This window comes from Acinetobacter sp. YH12241 (assembly GCF_013417535.1).
Lineage (GTDB): Bacteria > Pseudomonadota > Gammaproteobacteria > Pseudomonadales > Moraxellaceae > Acinetobacter.
In genome coordinates, this window is the sequence record NZ_VPDQ01000010.1 from 52,780 (window position 1) to 74,185 (window position 21,406).

18 protein-coding genes and 1 pseudogene are annotated in these 21,406 nt (G+C 42.5%); 12 read left to right on the plus strand and 7 right to left on the minus strand.

Features of this window, described 5'->3' with window-relative positions; genetic code table 11:
- Nucleotides 1-112: 112 nt before the first annotated feature.
- Nucleotides 113-1,288, minus strand: a complete 1,176-nt coding sequence (locus FTV18_RS07830; protein ID WP_180017458.1) for a thiolase family protein — start codon at nt 1,286-1,288, stop codon at nt 113-115.
- 78 nt (nt 1,289-1,366) lie between these two features.
- The gene (locus FTV18_RS07835) at nt 1,367-3,148 is read right to left on the minus strand and encodes an acyl-CoA dehydrogenase C-terminal domain-containing protein (RefSeq protein ID WP_180017372.1); all 1,782 of its coding nucleotides are present in this window, start codon (nt 3,146-3,148) and stop codon (nt 1,367-1,369) included.
- Between the two features lie 563 nt (nt 3,149-3,711).
- On the opposite strand from FTV18_RS07835, the gene FTV18_RS07840 reads away from it, so the two are divergent.
- Complete coding sequence (locus FTV18_RS07840; RefSeq protein WP_005235816.1) at nt 3,712-4,320, plus strand: TetR/AcrR family transcriptional regulator; 609 nt, start codon at nt 3,712-3,714, stop codon at nt 4,318-4,320.
- Nucleotides 4,321-4,373: 53 nt separating this feature from the next.
- On the opposite strand, the gene FTV18_RS07845 is transcribed toward FTV18_RS07840, so the two are convergent.
- From FTV18_RS07845 to cysK, 4 genes are all read right to left on the minus strand, one after another.
- Nucleotides 4,374-4,571 (minus strand): heavy-metal-associated domain-containing protein, encoded by a 198-nt coding sequence (locus FTV18_RS07845; RefSeq protein WP_125278609.1) that lies wholly within the window; start codon nt 4,569-4,571, stop codon nt 4,374-4,376.
- A gap of 54 nt (nt 4,572-4,625) precedes the next feature.
- Complete coding sequence (cueR, locus tag FTV18_RS07850; RefSeq protein WP_180017374.1) at nt 4,626-5,060, minus strand: Cu(I)-responsive transcriptional regulator; 435 nt, start codon at nt 5,058-5,060, stop codon at nt 4,626-4,628.
- The gene (locus FTV18_RS07855) at nt 5,060-7,750 is read right to left on the minus strand and encodes a heavy metal translocating P-type ATPase (RefSeq protein ID WP_180017377.1); all 2,691 of its coding nucleotides are present in this window, start codon (nt 7,748-7,750) and stop codon (nt 5,060-5,062) included. The genes cueR and FTV18_RS07855 overlap by 1 nt, the downstream gene beginning before the upstream one ends.
- A gap of 182 nt (nt 7,751-7,932) precedes the next feature.
- Nucleotides 7,933-8,931 carry a cysteine synthase A gene (gene cysK, locus FTV18_RS07860; protein WP_180017379.1) on the minus strand — a complete coding sequence of 333 codons (999 nt, stop codon included), beginning with the start codon at nt 8,929-8,931 and terminating at the stop codon, nt 7,933-7,935.
- A 291-nt stretch (nt 8,932-9,222) separates the two neighbouring features.
- Here cysK and FTV18_RS07865 point away from each other — a divergent pair, with 291 nt between their 5' ends.
- From FTV18_RS07865 to FTV18_RS07885, 5 genes are all read left to right on the plus strand, one after another.
- A complete protein-coding gene (locus tag FTV18_RS07865) occupies nt 9,223-9,543 on the plus strand; it encodes a metalloregulator ArsR/SmtB family transcription factor (protein ID WP_180017382.1) in 321 nt (106 codons plus the stop codon).
- Between the two features lie 206 nt (nt 9,544-9,749).
- A complete protein-coding gene (locus tag FTV18_RS07870) occupies nt 9,750-11,498 on the plus strand; it encodes a SulP family inorganic anion transporter (protein WP_180017384.1) in 1,749 nt (582 codons plus the stop codon).
- Between the two features lie 314 nt (nt 11,499-11,812).
- Nucleotides 11,813-13,009, plus strand: a complete 1,197-nt coding sequence (sstT, locus tag FTV18_RS07875) for a serine/threonine transporter SstT (RefSeq protein WP_004785593.1) — start codon at nt 11,813-11,815, stop codon at nt 13,007-13,009.
- 42 nt (nt 13,010-13,051) lie between these two features.
- Nucleotides 13,052-13,726, plus strand: coding sequence for a YoaK family protein (locus tag FTV18_RS07880; RefSeq protein WP_180017386.1), 675 nt, complete (start codon nt 13,052-13,054; stop codon nt 13,724-13,726).
- Between the two features lie 15 nt (nt 13,727-13,741).
- On the plus strand, nt 13,742-14,278 hold the full coding sequence (locus tag FTV18_RS07885; RefSeq protein ID WP_104426088.1) for a DUF2058 domain-containing protein: 537 nt from the start codon (nt 13,742-13,744) through the stop codon (nt 14,276-14,278).
- Nucleotides 14,279-14,473: 195 nt separating this feature from the next.
- Here the strand turns inward: FTV18_RS07885 and FTV18_RS15705 are convergent.
- Nucleotides 14,474-14,714: pseudogene (locus tag FTV18_RS15705) on the minus strand (hypothetical protein); the annotation flags it as partial.
- A gap of 86 nt (nt 14,715-14,800) precedes the next feature.
- Here FTV18_RS15705 and FTV18_RS07890 point away from each other — a divergent pair.
- The 6 genes from FTV18_RS07890 to gcvH all read left to right on the plus strand — a co-directional run bounded on the left by FTV18_RS07890 (nt 14,801) and on the right by gcvH (nt 21,341).
- On the plus strand, nt 14,801-15,196 hold the full coding sequence (locus FTV18_RS07890) for a transposase family protein (protein ID WP_180017388.1): 396 nt from the start codon (nt 14,801-14,803) through the stop codon (nt 15,194-15,196).
- A complete protein-coding gene (locus tag FTV18_RS07895) occupies nt 15,144-15,614 on the plus strand; it encodes a transposase family protein (RefSeq protein ID WP_180017390.1) in 471 nt (156 codons plus the stop codon). The genes FTV18_RS07890 and FTV18_RS07895 overlap by 53 nt, the downstream gene beginning before the upstream one ends.
- Nucleotides 15,615-16,119: 505 nt before the next feature.
- Nucleotides 16,120-17,379 carry a mechanosensitive ion channel family protein gene (locus tag FTV18_RS07900; RefSeq protein WP_180017393.1) on the plus strand — a complete coding sequence of 420 codons (1,260 nt, stop codon included), beginning with the start codon at nt 16,120-16,122 and terminating at the stop codon, nt 17,377-17,379.
- A gap of 245 nt (nt 17,380-17,624) precedes the next feature.
- Entirely contained in the window at nt 17,625-19,481 is a 1,857-nt protein-coding gene (locus FTV18_RS07905) for an ABC transporter ATP-binding protein (protein WP_180017395.1), read from the plus strand.
- 374 nt (nt 19,482-19,855) lie between these two features.
- On the plus strand, nt 19,856-20,884 hold the full coding sequence (locus tag FTV18_RS07910; protein ID WP_104426084.1) for an AraC family transcriptional regulator: 1,029 nt from the start codon (nt 19,856-19,858) through the stop codon (nt 20,882-20,884).
- Between the two features lie 82 nt (nt 20,885-20,966).
- The gene (gene gcvH / locus FTV18_RS07915; protein ID WP_180017397.1) at nt 20,967-21,341 is read left to right on the plus strand and encodes a glycine cleavage system protein GcvH; all 375 of its coding nucleotides are present in this window, start codon (nt 20,967-20,969) and stop codon (nt 21,339-21,341) included.
- The last annotated feature ends 65 nt before the right edge of the window (nt 21,342-21,406 follow it).

Sequence of the window (21,406 nt, forward strand, 5' to 3'; positions counted from 1 at the left end):
AATTAAAAATAAAGAGACACCTGCTCCTGGCGTACCAGAAGCATTGTGGTCTAATTCAAAAAATATTTAAGTTTGCTACTTTGAGCATATGATCATGCAATTATGAAAAGACTTAAATTAGTTCTACTGCAATCGCTGTTGCTTCCCCACCGCCAATACATAGTGCTGCAATGCCTTTCTTGCCACCAGTACGCTTTAAGGCATGAATCAGGGTCACAATGATACGGGAACCTGAAGAGCCCAGTGGATGACCTAAAGCACAGGCACCACCATTAATATTCACTTTGGCAGGATCCAGTTCAAAGGCATCAATCGCAGCCATGGTTACCATCGCGAAAGCTTCATTAATTTCCCATAGATCCACATCAGCTGCATTCCAGCCAGTTTTCTTCAGTACCTTGTCAATTGCGCCCACCGGTGCAATCGTGAATTCTGATGGATGTTGTGAATGGCTGGCATAAGCCAGAATATTCGCTAGAGGTTTCAGGTTACGCTGTGCTGCAATCTCGCTCGATGTTACGACCAGTGCTGAAGCACCATCGGAAATTGAACTGGCATTTGCCGCAGTAATCGTACCGTCTTTTTTAAATGCCGGACGTAAAGATGGAATTTTGTCTGCTTTGGCATTCAGTGGCTGTTCATCCTGTTCTACCACGACATCGCCTTTACGGCTACTCACAGTGACCGGTACGATTTCATCTTTAAAGAAGCCCTGCTGAACGGCGGTCACGGCTTTATTTAAGGAACCAATTGCATAGTCATCCTGTTGTTCACGAGTATAGCCTTTCTTGTCCGCCATTTCTTGTGCCAAGATGCCCATCGACAGACCTGTTTCAGCATCTTCCAGACCTTCCTGGAACATATGATCGGTCACTTTCCCGTGGCCCATACGGAAACCGGCACGAGCTTTATCCATTAAGTACGGTGCATTCGACATGGATTCCATACCACCTGCAACCACAATCTCTGCTGAACCTGCCTTGATCGCATCTGCAGCTTGCATCACCGCTTTCATGCCTGAACCACAAATTTTATTGATCGTGGTCGCACCGGTTGAATCTGGCAGACCAGCCTGACGCATGGCCTGACGTGCCGGCCCCTGTTTTAAACCGGCTGGCAATACGCACCCCATGATCACTTCATCAATATCATTGGCTGCCAGACCTGCACGTGCCACCGCTTCCTTGATCACTACAGCACCCAAATCTGGTGCGGTACAGCTTGAAAGTGAGCCTTGAAAACCGCCCATCGCGGTACGTACAGCTTCTACAATTACAATCATTCTAATCTCATCCTTTAACATCATTGTTATCAACACTGCAAAGTGATAGCTCTACAGTGTTCGTCCTTCGCAATATTTGCGGGTTTAGGCTTGTGCAGTGAAATATTCTTCTGGCAATTGCATCACCAGCTCTGCACCTGCCTGAATGCGTTGAATTCTCGCACTTAAATCCGGAAGTACTTTAGCAATATAGTAATTAGCCAGTACCAGTTTATTCTGGAAATAGCTTTCTTCTTTGGTAGCCGCCGCTTTACTGATACGCGCATACATATAGACGAAGCTCAACAAACCTACAGCGTGCAGATAATCAACAGCAATCGAGTTGGCGAAATCAGGATTCTGCTGAGACTGCTCAACAATAAAATTGGTGATGTCTTCAAGTTGCTGGCAGGTTTCTAATGTCGCCGTTTTAATCGTCAATGAATCATCTAAACTTTGGGCAAATTCACGGATCTCTGCGATATATTCCGCGATATAAGCCCCATTACATTTGGTGGTTTTACGCCCAATCAGGTCAATCGCCTGCACGCCATTGGTGCCTTCATAAATCTGTGAAATGCGCAGGTCACGAATACACTGTTCCATGCCCCATTCACGGATATAGCCATGACCACCAAAGCACATTTGTGCTTCCAGTGCAGAATCCAAGGCCTTGTCGGTCAAATAAGCTTTGGCGATTGGCGTTAACAGCGCCACACGGTCAGTCGCTTTACGCACCGCTTCAGGATCGGTTGAGTATTTGGTGATATCCAGCTGTTGACCTACATACACCGCGAAAGCACGTGAAGCTTCATTATTGGCACGTACATTCAGCAACATACGGCGTACATCGCCATGGACCAGAATTGAATCGGCTGGTTTTTCTGGAGATTTTGCACCAGTTGATGCACGGCCCTGTAAACGGTCCGTCGCATATTGTGCGGCATTCTGATAAGCAAATTCTGCCGCGCCAATGCCTTGAATCCCCATCGACAAACGTTCGTAGTTCATCATCACGAACATGCCCGCCAGACCTTCATTTTCATTGCCCACCATATAGCCTTTAGCACCATCAAAGTTCATGACGCAGGTTGCTGAGCCTTTGATGCCCATCTTATGTTCGATCGAACCGGCAGCCACTGCATTGCGCTCACCGAGTGAACCATCGGCATTAACCAGGAATTTAGGGACAATAAACAGGGAAATACCGCGTGAACCTGCTGGCGCGTTTGGGGTTTTGGCCAGTACCAGGTGAATGATATTTTCACTCAGATCATGCTCGCCGCTGGTAATAAAAATTTTGGTGCCGGTAATATTGTATGAACCATCTTCATTCGGTTCAGCTTTAGTCTTGATAATGCCAAGATCTGTGCCGGAATGTGGTTCAGTCAGGCACATGGTGCCCGACCATTCACCCGTATAGAATTTTGGTAAATAAGTTTCTTTTTGTTCCTGTGAGGCGCGGTCATTGATGGCCATACCTGCACCCACCGTTAATAGCGGATAAAGCATAAAAGATGGATTGGTGCTCCAGATCATTTCATCCGCTAGAACCGTGAGCATCTTCGGCATGTTTTGTCCGCCCCATTCTTCAGGAGCACCCAAGCCTACCCAGCCACCTTCGGCAAACTGTCTGAACGCTTCTTTAAAACCTTTGGGTGTCGTCACCACACCATTGTTAAACTGAGCACCACCCTCTTCATCTGCAGGACGATTCAGATCAAGAATGACATTTTTTGAAAATTTTGCCATTTCTTCCAGAACCGCATTTGCAGTCGCCATATCGAGATGTGCAAGATTTTCGTTACCTTGCCAAAATTGTTCAGCATGAAATACATCATTTAAAATAAATTCCATGTCTTTCAGCGGCGCATTATAAATCGGCATTTTCAACTTCCTAAAATGGTGATACTCAATCCTGTTACTGAGTATTTTTTCATTATGGATTCGAGAAAATATTTTGAGGCTTTTTGCTCGAATCCATGCATGTCATTCAAAAATCATCATATCGAATTAATCTGGCGATGAATTCATTGACATAAATTAGCGATATAAAATTTAAAATCAAAAACTTTATACCTCTGGTATTTACTGAATCATTAAAACTTAAATCCATTGATGAATGAAAAATTTAAGCTGTTAAAATGACTCTGGCTTCACTTCGCTAAACCTTGTCTGGTCTGGGTTTAAAACGAAAATATGATTCAGCTTTATGCCCTAAAACCATAAATCAAATATATTGAAAATGGAATTTTATTTAGCAAAGTTGATCTCAAGGGTTCAATTTTCTTGACAATATTTTTAGCGCAGCTGTATATGACTTTTTTCTACAAGAAATGTTGAATAAATATACAAATTTAGATAAATATCACGACCTTAGTTTTATAGCTATACATGTGAAAATAGCATATTCTTAGTAGGTTCCTTTTCGAAAATGATGAGTCAAGAAGATGACGACTGTAAGACAGCAGAACTTCCTTCTTCGTAAAGAGAAGATCCTGAGCATGGCGGAAAGTCTACTGCTTGATAATAATCAGGACATCACCTTGAGTGAACTTGCTGAAGAACTGGACATCGCCAAAGGAACCATCTACAAGCATTTTAAAAGCAAGAACCAGTTATATTTAGAACTCATCATTCTGAATGAAAAAAGAATTCTGGCAATTTCCGATAAATATAATAACGATATTAAAAATTATGTTTCGCAATATATGCTTTATCACATGCTCAATTCAAACCGGACTATTTTGCTGCATGTTATTGAAGAGCGTTTAACCAATAATGAAAAAAACCTGAAAGAGTTATTTCAGGAACTCTACCGTATTCGTGAAGAACGGATTATCCGCATTAAAGATATGACCCATGATTATCTGGTGTCTTTAGACAGTGCCATGTCAATCCGGGATTATTTATCTTATATCTGGACAGTCACTTATGGCGCTTCATTATTATTAAATTCGACCAGTTATCAAAAAGCGATTGGTTCACGTGAACGCCTGATTAAGCTATATATTAATCAGGCATTGATGACGCCAGATAAAATATCTGCAGTTTCATAAAAAATGCCTAATCATGATTAGGCATTTTAAAATTATTTTTTAAATGGCAAATATCAAGCCATAGTTTCAGGCGGAAAGCCATCTTCAGTTAATGCCGCGATAATCTCAGATTCGCTTGCACTCGATTCAACTTCTACCATTTTGCTGACTACATCAACATTGACTTTAGCATTTTCATCCAGCTCCTGAATGGTTGCAGTCACACTACGCGCACAACCACCACAAGTCATATTTTCAATACGGAATTTCATCTTGATCTCCCTTTGATCAGTTTAAATTTGGGTTAAGCGAATTTTAATTCAAGCCTATTGATCTGCTTTGATAGCCGTATGGGCAGTTTTCCCATGTGACACACCCTGCTCAATCTGTTTCAGAATCTGACAGTCAGACTGCTCATCTCCAGCACACTGCGCAACCGATTGCTGCAAAATTTTCATCATGTTTTGCATGTCCGAAATTTTCTGTTGCAGTAACTCGATATGCTTTTGCGCCAACTGTTTGACATCACTGCTGTGTCTGGCATCGTTCTGCCACAGGCCGAGCAATTCTTTCATCTGTTCGGAAGAAAATCCTAATTCACGCGCATGCTGAATAAAACTTAAAGTCTTGATGTCATCGTCACTATAGATACGATAACCCGAATCGCTACGTTTAGGATTGGGTAATAAACCGATATCTTCATAATAACGGATCATTTTGGCCGAGATCCCGGAGCGTTTCGCGGCCTGTCCAATATTCATTACACTGCCTCCTTCAACTGGATCGGCTGATAAGTCTTTAAACGAAGCGCATTGCTGACCACAAAAACTGAGGATAATGCCATCGCGCCTGCTGCAAACATCGGTGATAACAAAATACCGAAGAATGGATACAACAGACCGGCAGCAATCGGAATCAAGGCAATATTATAGACAAAGGCCCAGAACAGGTTCTGTTTGATATTGCGCATGGTCGCCTGACTCAGGCCAATACCGGTTGCCACATGCTGTAAATTTCCAGACATCAGCACCACGTCTGCTGCTTCGATTGCGACATCCGTACCAGTTCCTATTGCCATTCCAACATCGGCCTGAGCCAAGGCAGGTGCATCATTAATCCCGTCACCGACAAAAGTTACGATGCCATGTTGCTGTTGGAGTTGGCGTACCGCATCGACTTTTTCATTAGGCAGAACTTCAGCAATGACATGATCAATCTTCAACTGTCTGGCAATGGCCTGTGCAGTATGCTGGTTATCACCGGTGATCATGGCAATCTTTAAGCCTTGATCATGTAAGGCCTGAATCGCACTATAGGTTGTGGCTTTAATCGGATCAGCCACAGCAATAATGGCAGCCAACTGCTGATCTATCGCGACATATAAAGGCGTGCGTCCCTGCTCGCCTAACTGTTGTGCTTTCTCTTTAAAAATATCGGCACTTAAGCCCAATTGCTGCATCAGGCGTTCTGCGCCAATATGAATTTGCTGACCTGAAACTTGAGCTTTCACGCCTGCACCGGTGATTGAATCAAAATCACTGACTTCAGGTAGTTGCAACTGTTGTGCTTTCGCAGCTTCCACAATCGCATGAGCAATGGGATGTTCAGATTTGGCTTCCACTGCTGCGACCATTTGCAATACTATTTGCTGCTCAAAACCAGATGTCACTGCAAAATCGGTTAGGGCTGGTTTCCCTTCAGTTAAGGTTCCGGTTTTATCCACCGCCACAACTCTGGTTTGCTGCAAGAGTTGCAATGCTTCGCCTTTACGGAACAAGACACCCAGCTCTGCTGCCCGGCCGGTGCCGACCATAATAGATGTTGGCGTAGCCAGGCCCATTGCACAAGGACAGGCAATAATCAGTACTGCAACAGCATTGACCAGTGCATAAGTCAGATTCGGTTCAGGACCCAACAGGAACCAGACAATAAAAGTCAAAGTCGCGAGCAGCATCACAGCCGGTACAAACCATAAGGTCACTTTATCGACTGCCGCCTGAATGGGAAGCTTTGCGCCTTGTGCCTGTTCCACCATATGAATAATCTGAGCTAGAACTGAATCTTGTCCGACTGCTGTCGCCTTGATCTGCAAGGTGCCATTCTGATTTACCGTTCCGCCAATCACCCGATCTCCAGCCTGTTTAGCCACCGCTAAAGGTTCACCGCTGATCATGGCTTCATCGATATAACTTTGACCAGAAACGACTTCACCATCAACTGCGACTTTCTCACCCGGACGAATCTCGATCAGCATGCCCTGCTGTACATCAGCAATTTTCAGATCAACCCAGGTTCCATTTTGCTGTACTCGAGCAGTTTTTGGCTGCAAGCCAACCAGATATTGAATCGCTTCAGAGGTTTTACCTTTGGCTCGAGCTTCCAGATAACGTCCCAGTAAGATCAAGGCAACAATCACAGCCGCCGCTTCGAAATACACATGTACAGTGCTTTGCGGCAATAATTGCGGAAAGAAAGTGGAAATACAGGAAAATCCATAAGCGGCTATTGTTCCCACGGCAACCAGAGAATTCATATCGGGTGCCAGTCGCAACAATGCCGGAATCCCATGCTGATAAAACCGCCGTCCTGGTATCAGCAAAACCAGAGTCGTCAGTACAAACTGGATATACCAGCTGTTTTGGGTACCTAGCGTATGTGCAATCCAGTGATGAAAAGCCGGAATCAGATGTGAACCCATTTCCAGAATAAACACCGGAACAGCCAGAATTAGTGCTAACCATAAGTCACGTTTTAGCTGTTCAGTTTCAGCGGTTTTCTTTTCCTGAAAAATCGTTTGAGCATCAATAGTCTGCGCATCTAATTTTTCATGGGCGTTATACCCCGCTTTTTTGACGGCAGCAATTAAAGCTGGAAGCTGACTACGCGGCGCCTTGACCCAAGCTGTTTCAGTGGCGAGATTGACTTGTGCTTCACTTACCTGATCGACTTTTAATAAGGCCTTTTCTACACGTGCCACGCAGGAGGCGCAGGTCATTCCTTCAATAGCCAGTTCAATTCGGTCGCTTTGAATATCAAAGCCCGCTTTTTGTACAGCCTTGATCAATTGAGAAACAGCGAGAGGACGAATTGCAGTGACATGAGCTTTTTCGGTTGCCAGATTAACCTGCGCATCCAGTACCTGATCGACTTTTTTCAAGGCTTTTTCAACACGAGCTACACAAGACGCACAGGTCATGCCTTCAATATTTAAATCAAACTGCTGGATCACGGCTTCAAAACCGGTTTTATTGATAGCATTAACGAGTTGCGTTGCAGGAATGGGTTGTTCACTTTTTAAAAAAGCCTGTTCAGTGGAGAGATTGACGTTCGCTTCCACCACACCTTCAATTTTCTTTAAGGCTTTTTCCATACGTGCAACACAAGAGGCACAGGTCATTCCTGAAATCTGTACCTGCTGTTCGTACAACTGTGTGGTTGCTGGTGTATTCATTCTGCGCTCTCCATTCACCCATTCACTGCCTATGCTATAGCTTAAACATTACCATAATGGGAAGGTCAAGCTTCTGGTTTAAATTCTTGATCTTTCATTATATGAAGGCATAACGCCTAATAAAAAAGCCCGAAGATGACTTCAGGCTTTTTGAGATTTAAAGAAATTGCTTGGTTAATAGTTTAGTCAGCAGAAATATCTTCAAAAAGAATTGAAGATAAATAGCGCTCACCACCATCTGGCAGAATTACTACAATATTTTTTCCTGCATTTTCAGGACGTGCAGCCAGTTGCGCAGCTGCAGCCATTGCAGCACCACTTGAAATACCCACCAAGATGCCTTCTTGAGTCGCAGTTTTACGTGCCCATTCCACTGCATCGCTACTAGTAATGGCAATCACTTCATCTACCAGATCCAGATCCAGGTTCTTTGGAATAAAGTTCGCGCCAATACCCTGAATTTTATGTGGTCCTGGAGTGAGTGTCTCACCACGTTTTGCCTGACCAATAATGGCAGATTCAGCAGGCTCTACAGCAACTGAATAAATCGGCTTGTTTTTCACTTTTTCAAAAAAGCGTGAAATACCGGTAATCGTGCCGCCTGTCCCTACACCCGCTACCAGAATATCGACATTACCTGCAGTCGCTTCCCAGATTTCAGGACCGGTCGTCTCTTCATGGATTTTTGGGTTAGCTGGATTTTCAAACTGTTGTGGCAGGTAATACAGTTCAGGATTTTCATTCACCAGACGTTGTGCTTCTTCCACCGCGCCTTTCATTCCTTTGGCTGGATCTGTCAGTACCAGATTGGCACCTAGTGCTTTCACTACTTTACGGCGTTCAATACTCATGCTTGATGGCATGGTTAAGGTAATGTCATAGCCTTTAGCCGCTGCTACAAATGCCAGCGCAATACCGGTATTACCACTGGTTGGCTCAACAATGTGCATGCCCGGCTTCAATTTACCTGACTTTTCTGCATCAGCAATCAAGGCTGCGCCAATACGGCATTTCACCGAAAATGCCGGGTTACGGCTTTCAATTTTCGCAAGTACAGTCGCTCCGCCAGAAATGGCACGATTGATACGAACCAGAGGTGTATTACCAATTGCCTCAGCATTATTGCTATAAACCGCGATACCTAAATTGGCAGGTGTTGGAAAAGCTGAATCTGTAGTCATTAGAATATCCTTGATGTTATTCGCCAAGATGTATTTACATGATACAAGCATTTTCCGGCTTTGTAGATGCCTGAAACAAGATGGGATCACGATAGCAGTTTGAAATGAAACATCTTCTTCCTAAAAAACCGGAACACGATAAAATTATCTTATATTTTAATTAGTAAATTATAACTATTCTTGATAACACAATTCATTAAAAACCATAGTAATTCACGCTTTCTATCCATCAATTCACGCTGTTCGAGTCGTATAATTCGCGGGCTGTAATTGTATAAATGGACATAGTAAATGAAAACCGATCTTGAAATTGCCGCGATGCGGGATTCAGCTCAACAGGTTGTCGGTATTTTAAAGTTAATGGCCAATACGGACCGATTGCTCATTTTATGTCATCTCTCCCAAAATGAACTGAATGTCTCTCAAATTGAAGAGATTACCGAGATCAGACAGCCAACCCTGTCTCAGCAGCTCATGATTTTGCGTAAAAGCGATGCGGTAAATACCCGTCGAGACGGTAAACAGATCTATTATTCGATCAAAGACCAGAACCTGATAGAAATGTTAAACAAGCTTTATCAAATCTACTGTGTAAATCAAGCAGTCACTTAAAGCTGCTATTTGCCTCATTCGTCCTGTTTTATTTTAAAGCGATCTGCCTGATTTAAATTTTCTCTACTGAGAGTTTTAAGTCTTTTGCCTTGATCCTTTGTCCCCTCATTCATTTTTTAAAATGTGAATGATCACCTATTTATATCCTAAGACTTCTTAGCAGAATTTGTGCATAATATATCTATATTTGTGATTTAGACCTGTATATGCCAAATTTTAAGTCTAGACTGCTCCATAGACTCCCTGCCTGGTCATGGTTAAGTCAGTACAGTCCGGTGAAATTGAAATCGGATGTACTGGCTGCTCTGATTGTCGTTGCGATGCTGGTACCCCAAGGGATGGCCTATGCCATGCTGGCAGGTTTGCCACCGATTATGGGACTCTATGCCAGTATTCTACCAATGATCATTTATGCCTTATTGGGCGGCAGTAAGACTTTATCGATTGGACCGGTAGCCATCATTTCCATGATGACCTTTGCCACACTGAATCCATTATTTGAAGTGGGTTCTCCGGTCTATATTGAAGCGGCAACTTTATTGGCATTGATGGTCGGCATTATTTCCCTGCTTTTGGGTGTGTTTCGTTTCGGCTTTTTGATTCAACTGATCAGCCATCCAGTCATTCAGAGTTTTATTATTGCTTCGGCTCTATTGATTGCTTTTGGTCAATTCAAGTTTCTGGTAGATTTGCCTTTAAAAGCCAATAATATTCCCGAGCTGGTGAAAAGCCTGATTGAATATTTACCACTTTTGCATCTCCCGAGTCTGATCTTTGGCCTGCTTTCTATCGGTTTACTGGTTTATCTGCCGAAACTATTAAAATCTCAAGCAGTACAAAGCCGGATCGGTTCGACTGATTTTCTGGTTCGAGCAGTTCCACTGATTCTGGTTTTTCTCGGTATTGCAGCCGTTCTGTTTTTAGACTTAAAAGTTCAAGGCATTAAAACGGTCGGTGAAATTCCTTCAGGCTTTCCGCCCTTGTCTTTCCCACACTGGAACTGGGAGTTGGTGATGACCTTATTACCGGGTGCCAGCATGATTGCCATGATCAGTTTTGTGGAATCTCTCTCTATTGCTCAGGCAACGGCGCTACAGCAGCGTAGCAATTTGAACAGTAATCAGGAACTGATTGCGCTCGGTGTAGCCAATATCAGTGCCGGAATCAGTTCCGCCTTTCCTGTAACCGGTAGTCTGTCACGTACTGTGGTGAATGCTGACGCTGGCGCCAAAACACCTTTGGCTGGCGTATTGTCTTCTTTATTGATTGTCGTGGTTAGTCTGTTTTTTACCAGCTTCTTTGAGGATCTGCCGCTGACCATTCTGGCTGCAACCATTATTGTGTCTATCTGGAAACTGGTCAATTTCCAGCCTTTCGTCGATGCCTGGCGTTATTCCAAAGCTGACGGCATTGCCATGTGGATTACCTTTTTTGGTGTGGTATTACTGGATATCACCACTGGCTTGATTGTCGGGATTATTTCGACCTTTATTCTTATGCTATGGCGCATCAGCCGTCCTCATATTGCAGTCGTGGGTCTGGTCGAAGGCACCCAGCATTTCCGAAATATCCAGCGTCATCAGGTGATGACCTCTGATCGGGTTTTGTCTCTGCGTATAGATGAAAACCTAAGTTTTTTAAATGCACATACCTTAAAAGGTTATCTGATTAATCAGTTAAGTTTAAATGACAAGTTAGAGCATGTGATTTTGAACTGCTCCAGTATCAGTGCGATTGACTTGAGTGCCTTGGAAACACTGGAAGAGCTCAATGCGGAATTGTCCAAACTAAATATTCGCCTGCATTTTGCAGAAGTGAAAGGCCCGGTATTTGACCGCTTGCAGGCCTCCAAACTAATGACACATTTGAGTGGCCGGATTTATCTAACCCATTTTCAGGCAATTCAGGATCTGGCACCGGAAATCTTCGAAAAGCCTCAACATTATATGATTTAAGATTTTTCAATTGCTTGCATGGTAGACATGCTGTCATGCAAGCAGATTGAACTGAAATATAACTGGAAATGATTGATTTAAATTCCATATTCATCTAAGAAATAAAGATAAAAAACCAATCAGTAAATCTGGCTATTCCTAAGAATTTTGTATGGAAATAATACGATCAAGATAAAAAACCATCTTAATTATTTATTAATTTTCAGATACTTAAATATTATCTAAAAATATATTTTAAGCGATCCTTAATTTAAGTATAAAATAACGCAAATTTTTTTCGCATTTAGCCCTCGTAATTTTCACAAGGCAACCTTATGTTTTCTGCCCTATCGCGTCTGAGTTTAGTCTCCCGAATCATCATCGCCATTATTCTAGGCGTTGGTGTGGCTCTGTTATTTCCTGAAGCTGCACCTTCCTTAAGCCTGTTGGGTGATCTGTTTATTAAGGCACTAAAATCCGTCGCGCCAGTTCTGGTTTTTATTCTGGTTCTTGCATCAATTGCAAATTTCCAGGTTGGCCAGACCAATTCAACGATAAGACCTATTATGCTGATGTATGCTGTCGGCATGTTCCTGGCAGCATTAAGCGCTGTGATCGCCAGTATTTTATTTCCAAGCACATTGTTCCTGGATATTGCAGCGCAAGGTGATTTACAGCCGCCAGGCAGCCTAGGTGAAATTCTCAAAAATCTGGTGCTGAGCTTTGTAGCGAACCCGGTGGTTGCCATTGCTGAAGCGAATTTTATTGGAATTCTGGCATGGTCAATTGCGTTAGGAATTGCCTTCCGTCATGCATCACACACAACTAAAACCTGTTTAAATGACGCTGCCAATGCAATCAATTATGTAATTCGTCTGGTGATCAGCTTTGCGCCAGTGGGTATTTTTGGTCTGGTTGCCGTGACTTTTGCTGAAGCGGGCCTAGATACCTTGACCAGCTATGCGCATTTATTAGCTGTTCTGCTGGGTACCATGGTATTTGTAGCCTTGGTGATTAACCCGTTAATGGTCGGTTTCATTACCCGTCGTAATCCGTATCCACTGGTCTTTACCTGCTTACGTGAAAGTGGCATTACCGCGTTCTTTACCCGCAGTTCTGCTGCCAATATTCCGGTAAACCTGGACTTGGCAAAACGCTTAGGTGTGAAAGAGACTACTTCAAGCGTAGCGATTCCTTTAGGTGCAGCAATTAACATGGCTGGTGCATCAGTGACGATTACCGTGTTGTCTTTAGCTGCAGTAAATACTTTAGGTGTTAATGTTGACTTCACCACTATGCTAATTCTTTCTATCGTAGCAACTGTGTCTGCGTGTGGTGCTTCAGGCGTGGCTGGTGGTTCACTATTGCTGATTCCCGTGGCTTGTGGCCTGTTCGGGATTTCTTCAGATATCGCAATGCAAGTGGTGGCGATTGGTATGGTGATCAGTGTGTTGCAGGACTCTACCGAGACTGCACTCAACTCATCTACCGATGTTTTATTTACTACAGCAGTAGACCGCGCTACAGATTGATTTTATATTGAAGAATCAAGATGTTTTGCTAATGATATTGCCATGCCATTACAGCGTTTACCATCGTGGGTTCAATTGGGTGCATTCTTCCTTGCGGTAAATGCCGGAATGATTAATGTATTAGGACTGGTGACCGTGTTGCATCAGTCCGTTTCACATATGACCGGTAACGTCAGTATGCTGGCGATGGCGCTGCTGGACTGGCAACCACGCCAGATTTTGTATCTGATTCTGGTTACGCTCTGTTATGTGATTGGCTCGATGTATAGCGGGCTGATTTTAGGAAATAGTCACTTTCGCTTGGGACGCCTGTATGGTTATCCTTTAAGCCTAGTGGCTTTTTTTATATTCATTTGCTGGCTATTATTGCCCTATTTCCCGCGTTATGCCTTGTTATGGGCCTGTGTCGCGATGGGTGTACAAAATGCCATGGTCAGCCACTATAAAGGTGCGATTATCCGGACCACGCATCTGTCAGGTGTACTGACCGATTTAGGTCTGGCTATGGGCTATCGTCTGCGTGGTCTGGTCGTAGAATCCCGTAAAGTGATCCTGCATATGCTGATCCTGGTCGGCTTTTTGGTGGGTGGCATACTTGCCAGCTGGATTTATCCTTATTTAAAATTAAATGCATTCCTGGTCCCTACAGTGTTAAGCCTGCTGCTTAGCCTGATCTATTGGGTGATCTATTTACGTTATCGACATCAACACGACTAATTTCTGGAAACTCTCATGGTTAAAAATGCATTACAGGCACAATTGTTAAAGGCAGGCCTGGTCGATAATAAAAAAGCCAAAAAACTGTCTAAACAGGCTGTACATGAAAAGCGCACAGGCGACAGTAAAGAAGCCGAAATCAAGGCCAAGATTGAACAGGACAAACAGGAAAAGCTGGCTAAAGACCAAGCCATTGAACAGGCGAAAAAAGCCCAGTTGCAGGAAAAAGAACTCAAAGCTGCCATCATGCAGATGATTAATCAGCATAAAATCCGCGATACGGATGGCGAGATCAGTTATCAGTTTATTGATGACAGCAAGATCAAGAAAGTTTATATCAACCAGCAGATTTATAATGCACTGGTCGCTGGCAGTCTGGTGATTGCGCGTGAAAATGAGAGTTACGCTTTCCTGCCTAAAGCTCTGGCGGATCGCATCAACTCAAAAATGGAAGGCTTTATCATCGTGAATAATTCAGAGAAAAATGAAGAAACCACTGATGAAGAAGACCCATATGCAGCTTATGTGATTCCTGATGATTTAATGTGGTAAGCACATTTTCCTTAAAAGGAAAGCATAAATAAAAAACCGGCATATTTGCCGGTTTTTTTAATCTGTTTCATTAAGTCTATGTCAGCTTGTCTTTTGCATATTCTTGTTTTAATAGATAGCAAATTTCACTCAATTCAAATCCTATTTGGAAACTTAAGATTTCATATAACAGGCTTTAAATGAAAGCGCTAATAACTAAAATTTAGTCTGTAAATATTCAATAAATCCCTCAATTTTCTTAATCACGTATAAGCAGATATGCAAAGGACTCACGTTATTTTGCTGAGCTTTTTCTAACCTATACTTTGCTCTTTCTAAGAGTGCTATTACATAATGTATAGAGCTTTTAAGAATTTTTTTCGTATCTTTTTTTTGAATACAAGTAACAATCAATTTTTTCAAAAGATTCATCATTAACCACTATCTCTAATATAGTAGATCTCTTTCATAAATCAAAAAACGATCTTCTTTTTGGTTAATATTTGCACTCCAGATTTCTTGGCATTCATGCATAATCTGCGGATGAAATACATCGATTCAAACAAGCTTTCTGATCCTCAGTTCAAGCGATACACGGGCATCTCATGGTCAACCTTTGATTTAATGGTTGAGCAATTGAAGAAACATGTCCCTGCCAAAGGCAGACCGCCCAAGTTAAGCCTGGAAGACCAGATTCTGCTCTGTCTGAGCTATTGGCGGGAATACCGAACCTTATTTCACGTTGCGACGAGTTACGGGGTTTCAGAGCCCACAGGCTCAAGAATTGTCCGTCATGTTGAAGACTGCCTGATTCGGTCCAATCTGTTTAATTTACCCAAAGATTTACCCGAGGGCGGAGGCATCGACTGGAATGTTGTGATCGTAGATGCCACGGAAATTCCAATCCAAAGGCCTAAAAAAACAGAAGAAAAGCTATAGCGGCAAGAAAAAGACCCATACCTTTAAAGTACAGTCCATGATTCACTACAAAACTCAGCAAATTCTGAGTTTATGTACGAGTCGTGGTGCCGTACATGATTTCGAACTCTTCAAACGTAACTTGAATCAGATTCCTGCAGGTGCATTTATCCTTGCGGATAAGGGTTATCAGGGAATTTATACAGTGTATCCAAATAGCTTGTTGCCATTAAAAGCAAAGAAGCGCTGTAAACTGGATTCCGAACTAAAAATCTATAATCAGGAAATCAATAAAAGAAGAATTGGAATTGAGCATGTATTTGGCAGTTTGAAAACCTTCAAAATTCTTGCTGAGCGATATCGCAATCGAGGCAAAAGACTAGCATTAAGATTCAATCTAATTGCTGGAATTTATAACTTGGAGCTGAGTGAAAAATGACTTATGAAAGAAATCTAGTGTTATTAATTTCATGGCTTATTGATTGCTCAATATGTTCCAGTTCATAGGAATGTAGAGCTGGTGCTATAACTATTTGAAGATTTTTCATTTTTAATGATTAAGATTATATGATTTTAATCCTAGCACTATCGTAAGTATATAAAATGTAAAATAAACATTAAGTTATGTTGAACTAACATAATAAACGCTATACCAAATTCTTTAATTCACTCTGACCTTTTTTAATTTTTTAAAGTTTAAAAAGAAGCATAGGAATACCAAGTTAGGCTGTTCTATCGATTTTTCACATTTCCTAGCCATTAACCAATCAATTTTCATTGATCTATTTAATCTGAATTAACCTGAAGGAAAAAATAAATGCCTGAATAGTGATTAAGTTCGCCTCCTCTAAGAAAGATATGTTTTAAAAGGTTATCCAAGATTAAAAAATTGCGTTTAAACCTATAAACTCTAACAAATTTTTTGAGTTAAAGAGAAAGATCAGTTGGAACAGTTTAATTTTATTCAGAATATTCGAGATTGGGCCGATCAGTACCCATGGCTGGAAATGTTATCTTCACTGAGTATTGTGATTTTACTGGCCATCCTTGCCAATGTGTTTGCCAAACAGATTGTCGTACGCGGTATTCGTCAACTGATTTCCAAAATGCCCTTTGCCAATAATCAGATTTTTGCTGAACATAGTGTGATTCGCCGGATTTCCAATATTGTTCCGGCAATCGTGATCATGAACGGGATTACCACTGTCCCGCATTTATCCGATAAGGTGCAAACCTTTGTGCAAATGGGTGCTCAGGCGTTTATTTTCCTGACCATTGCTCTGGCACTCGGTGAGTTACTGAATATCTTTAACCTGATTTATCAGCGTAATCCCAAGTCACGCAACAAGCCGATTAAAGGTTATTTACAGCTGGTCAAGCTGATCATCTTCATTGTTTGTGGCTTGATGATTTTAGGCACTTTCTTGAAAAAAGATGTATTCACCTTGCTCGCTGGCTTTGGTGCGATGGCCGCTGTCCTGATGCTGGTCTTTCAAAATACGATTCTGTCACTGGTCGCTTCGGTTCAGATTTCATCTTATGACATGGTACGTATTGGTGACTGGATTGAAATGCCGACCCTAAATGCCGATGGTGATGTCATTGATATGTCATTACATACAGTGACTGTGCAGAACTTTGACAAGACTGTGACCACGATTCCGACCAATAAACTGGTGACTGATACCTTTAAAAACTGGCGCGGCATGCAGGAAGCGGGTGCCCGCCGGATCAAACGTTCAATTCATATTGATCAAACCAGCGTACATTTCATGACGGCTGAAGAACAGAACAAGCTGAAAAATTTTATCCTGCTGGATCAATATCTGAATACCAAATCAGAAGAACTAGAGAAGTTTAACCAGCAGCTCCAGCATCATTCACAATACAACCAGCGCCGTCTGACCAATTTAGGCACGTTCCGCGCTTATCTGGAATTTTATCTACAACAGCATCCCGGTATTGCCAAAAATTTCTCGTTAATGGTGCGTCAGTTACAACCGACCAGCGAAGGCTTACCACTGGAAATTTATGCTTTCACCAATACGACGGTTTGGGCAGAGTATGAAAATATCCAGTCAGATATCATGGACCATATTCTGGCGATTATTCCGGAATTTGGCTTGAAGGTGTATCAGGCGCCTTCTGGAAGTGATTTTAAGGAATCTTTTAACGCGAGTTCTTCATCTCCGATTATCACTTAAACTAACCTCTCAACTTAAGCCCGAAATAATCTCTTATTTCGGGCTTTTTATTCAGTATTTAAAATGAATTCAATCTCTTATTTTTGGTCTTCATATTATTTGGCATAAATCTGGCATGAGTTTTTGCTCTGCAACCTAAAGTTTGATTTAGTTAAACATTTGTGGCAATTTCACTCAAATTCAGACTTCAAAAAGCAGAATCCTTTATAATCCTCGCAAAGAAAATACATGATAAGAGTACGTTAATGTTTCGATGGCTTGAACGGCTGGTAGACCCCTATCCCACCAAAAACCTGAATCAACCTTTACCCACCAGGTTTTTCCCCTTTGTCTGGCAAGCAGCTTATGGGGTACGCCGTTATTTGCTGATTCTAGTATTGTGTACCGCAGGTGCAGCCAGTTTTGAGGCCTTACTGTATTCAAAAATTGGTGATCTGGTGAACTGGTTGAGTCAAAGTCAGCCAGAGACTTTTTTAGATCAACATGCCAGCAACCTGACCTTATTGAGTATTATCTTGCTGGCCAATATCCTGTTTGCCAGTGCCCAGTCCCTGATCAAGCATCAGATTTTATACAGTAATTTCCCGATGCGTCTGCGTTGGCGCTTCCATAATTTATTGCTCAAACAGAGTTTGGACTTCTTCCATAATGATTTTGCCGGACGTTTATCGGCCAAAGTCATGCAAACGGCGCTGGCGATCCGGGAATTCTGGGTCATTTTGGGCGATATGTTGGCTTATGTGCTGATTTATTTCGTCACAATTAATATTGTTTTGGGTGCCATTTCACCCTTACTTATCTTGCCGCTTATGGTCTGGCTATTCTTGTTTATTTGTGCCGCCTGCTATTTCATTCCAAGATTAAGCAAGATTTCATCCTTACAAGCGGATGCGCGTGCAGTCATGACCGGACGTGTGACTGATGCCTATACCAATATTCAGACCGTAAAATTGTTTGCGCATGCGGGTCGTGAAAGCCAGTATGCCAAATCCTCTATGCAGGAATTTATGGTTACGGTGTATAAGCAAATGCGTCTGGGCGCTCAATACGAAATCAGCATTCTGATGCTGAGTGTTGTGCTATATGCAGGTGTGCTGGGTACTGCAATCTGGCTCTGGATGCAAGGTCAAGCGCAGCTCGGGATTATTGCAGCCACTACAGCGATGGTATTAAAGCTGAATAGTATTGCTGAGTTTATGATGTGGCAGACCTCTGCCCTGTTTGAAAATGTCGGTACCATTCAGGACGGGATGAAAACTCTAGGTCGTCGGATCAATATTCAAGACAAAGAAGATGCGAAAGAACTGGAGCTAAAACACGGTGAGATTAAATTCGATAATGTCACTTTTGCCTATAATGAAAAACCGGTCATTGACCAGTTTAATCTGACCATTCGCCCAGGTGAAAAAATCGGGATCGTGGGGCGTTCTGGAGCTGGTAAATCGACCCTGATTCAATTGCTATTGCATTTCTATCATCTGAATCAGGGCCGTATTCTGATTGATGATCAGGATATTGCCGATGTCACTCAGGACAGTTTGCGTAAAAATATTGCGCTGGTCACTCAGGATACGTCTTTGCTGCATCGTACCGTAGCTGAAAATATCAAATACGGTCGTCCGGATGCAACTGATGAAGAGATGTTTGAAGCTGTACGCAAGGCCAAAGCAGAAGAATTTATTCCGAATCTGACTGATTTGCGTGGCCGTAGAGGCTATGACGCCTATGTAGGTGAACGTGGCGTGAAGCTTTCTGGTGGACAGCGCCAACGTATTGCCATTTCCCGGGTATTCTTGAAAGATGCGCCGATTCTGATTCTGGATGAAGCCACCAGTGCTCTGGATTCTGAGGTTGAAGCGGCTATTCAGAATAGTCTGGATGATTTGATGCAAGGTAAAACGGTTATTGCCATTGCGCATCGTCTTTCTACCATTGCGCAGATGGATCGTCTGATTGTGATGGATCAAGGTAAAATTGCCGAGCAAGGTACGCATGATGAACTGGTGGCCTTAAACGGAATCTATGCGCAGCTATGGCAGCGTCAAACCGGCGGGTTCTTGGTACAGCAACATACCAAAACTGATAACTTACACGAAGCATAATCGCTCTATTCAGTAGTAGCTAAGCTCTACAACAGAAACCGAAGCATTCTATTTGAGTCACTTGAATAGCCATGCTTCGGTTTGCTTTTATGGGAATATCAACTATTCCACAAGCATTTTTAAATTCCAGATTATTCAAAAAACAGCCCTATTCTGAATTAATAGAAATCTGTAGGCTTAAAATTAAATCCCTAAAATATCTCTGGTTTACATTGATTTCCAACTTTAAGTTGAGCTACTCTGCTTTAAGTTGATTAAAATCTTATTGTGGAAATTGCCACAGCTTTGTCCAACAATTTTTATCAAGAAAATGGCTTTTTCATGCCAATATGAAGTGAAAATAAAAAAATTTGAATGAGTGCAACGGATCGCGCATGAAAACAATAGCTCCACGCCAAGACCAAGGTATTCCAGGTGTATACGGTCTCTTGCTTCTCGATGTCATTTCCCGCTGGGGGTATAATAATGAGTCGCTTTTTAAGCCTTTTGGCCTGACCAGTGAACAGTTGGCAGATCCTGATTACCGTATTCCGACCCCTGTGGCCAATGAACTGGTCAAGCATGCCCTGAAGCTCACTGGTGAACCGACACTGGGTTATCACTTAGGTACCCAGATGCGGATTTCGATTCATGGCTTTATCGGTTATGCCATCATGACGGCGAATAATATTACCGAAGCCCTGGTGCTGGCGAACCGATTCATTCAGTTACGTTTACCCTTCTTGCAGTTATTTTTCTCGACCTTTGGCGCTAAGGCAACCGTACAGCTGCAAACTGATATCCAGCTTGAACCGCTTCGTACCGAAATTTCGATTGCCCTGATGATTGGCCTGATCAGTATGGCAAAAGCCATTACCGGGGTTAACGATGCAACCGGTGAAATCGACTTCGATTTCAAAAAGCCGGAAGGTTTTGAACGCTTCATGGCGAAATTTCCTACGCATCAATTCCGTTTTGAACAGCCGCATTTAATTTTAAGTTTTGATAAAAGCTACCTGATGAACAAGTTGGTACATGCTGATCCAATTGCCAGCCAGATTGCGATTAACCAGTGTGAAGCCGAATTATCTGCTTTAGGTGAACGGCACCGGATTGCCATGCGGGTACGGGATATCCTGACTCATTCCGAACAGCATTATCTGAGTATTGAAAGCGTAGCTGAACGCCTGCATATGTCAGATCGAACCTTAAAGCGTCAGTTGGCCGCTGAAGGTACTTCTTTCTCTACGCTGGTGGATGAAGTGCGCTACCGGCATGCTACTTCCTTATTATCCCGTACAGACTTTACTCTGGAGCAGATCGCTGATGAACTTGGCTATAGTGATGTGGCGAATTTTAGTCGGGCGTTTAAGCGCTGGAGTGGTCGTAGCCCGAGCAACTGGCGTAAAGATCCTTATTTATAAGCACGGATAAACCTTTTGTTTTGACCAAAAAGAATGTATAAAACATATCAAAAATGATCTTAAGATTTTTAGGGAGTTATCAATGAATCATCCTTCAGAACTAAAGTACGCAAGTACACATGAATGGGTACGCATTGAGGGTGATCTTGTTGTGACCGGTATTTCCGACCATGCACAGGATGCATTAGGTGATCTGGTTTATGTAGAAGCACCAGATCTTGACTCACATATTACTGCTGGCGAACAGGCTGGCGTGGTTGAATCAGTGAAAACCGCTTCTGATATTCATGCACCTGTCTCTGGTACAGTCGTTGAAATCAATGCTGCGCTTGAAGATGATCCCGACTTCATTAATGATGACCCGTATGTCAAAGGCTGGATCTATAAAATCAAACCGGACAATATGGCAGATGTAGAAAAGCTATTGTCTAATACAGAATATGAAGCTGGCCTATAAGCTACTTTGATTTAGTATGGAAAAATAAGAATCAGCCTGCGGGCTGATTTTTTTACGCATTGAAA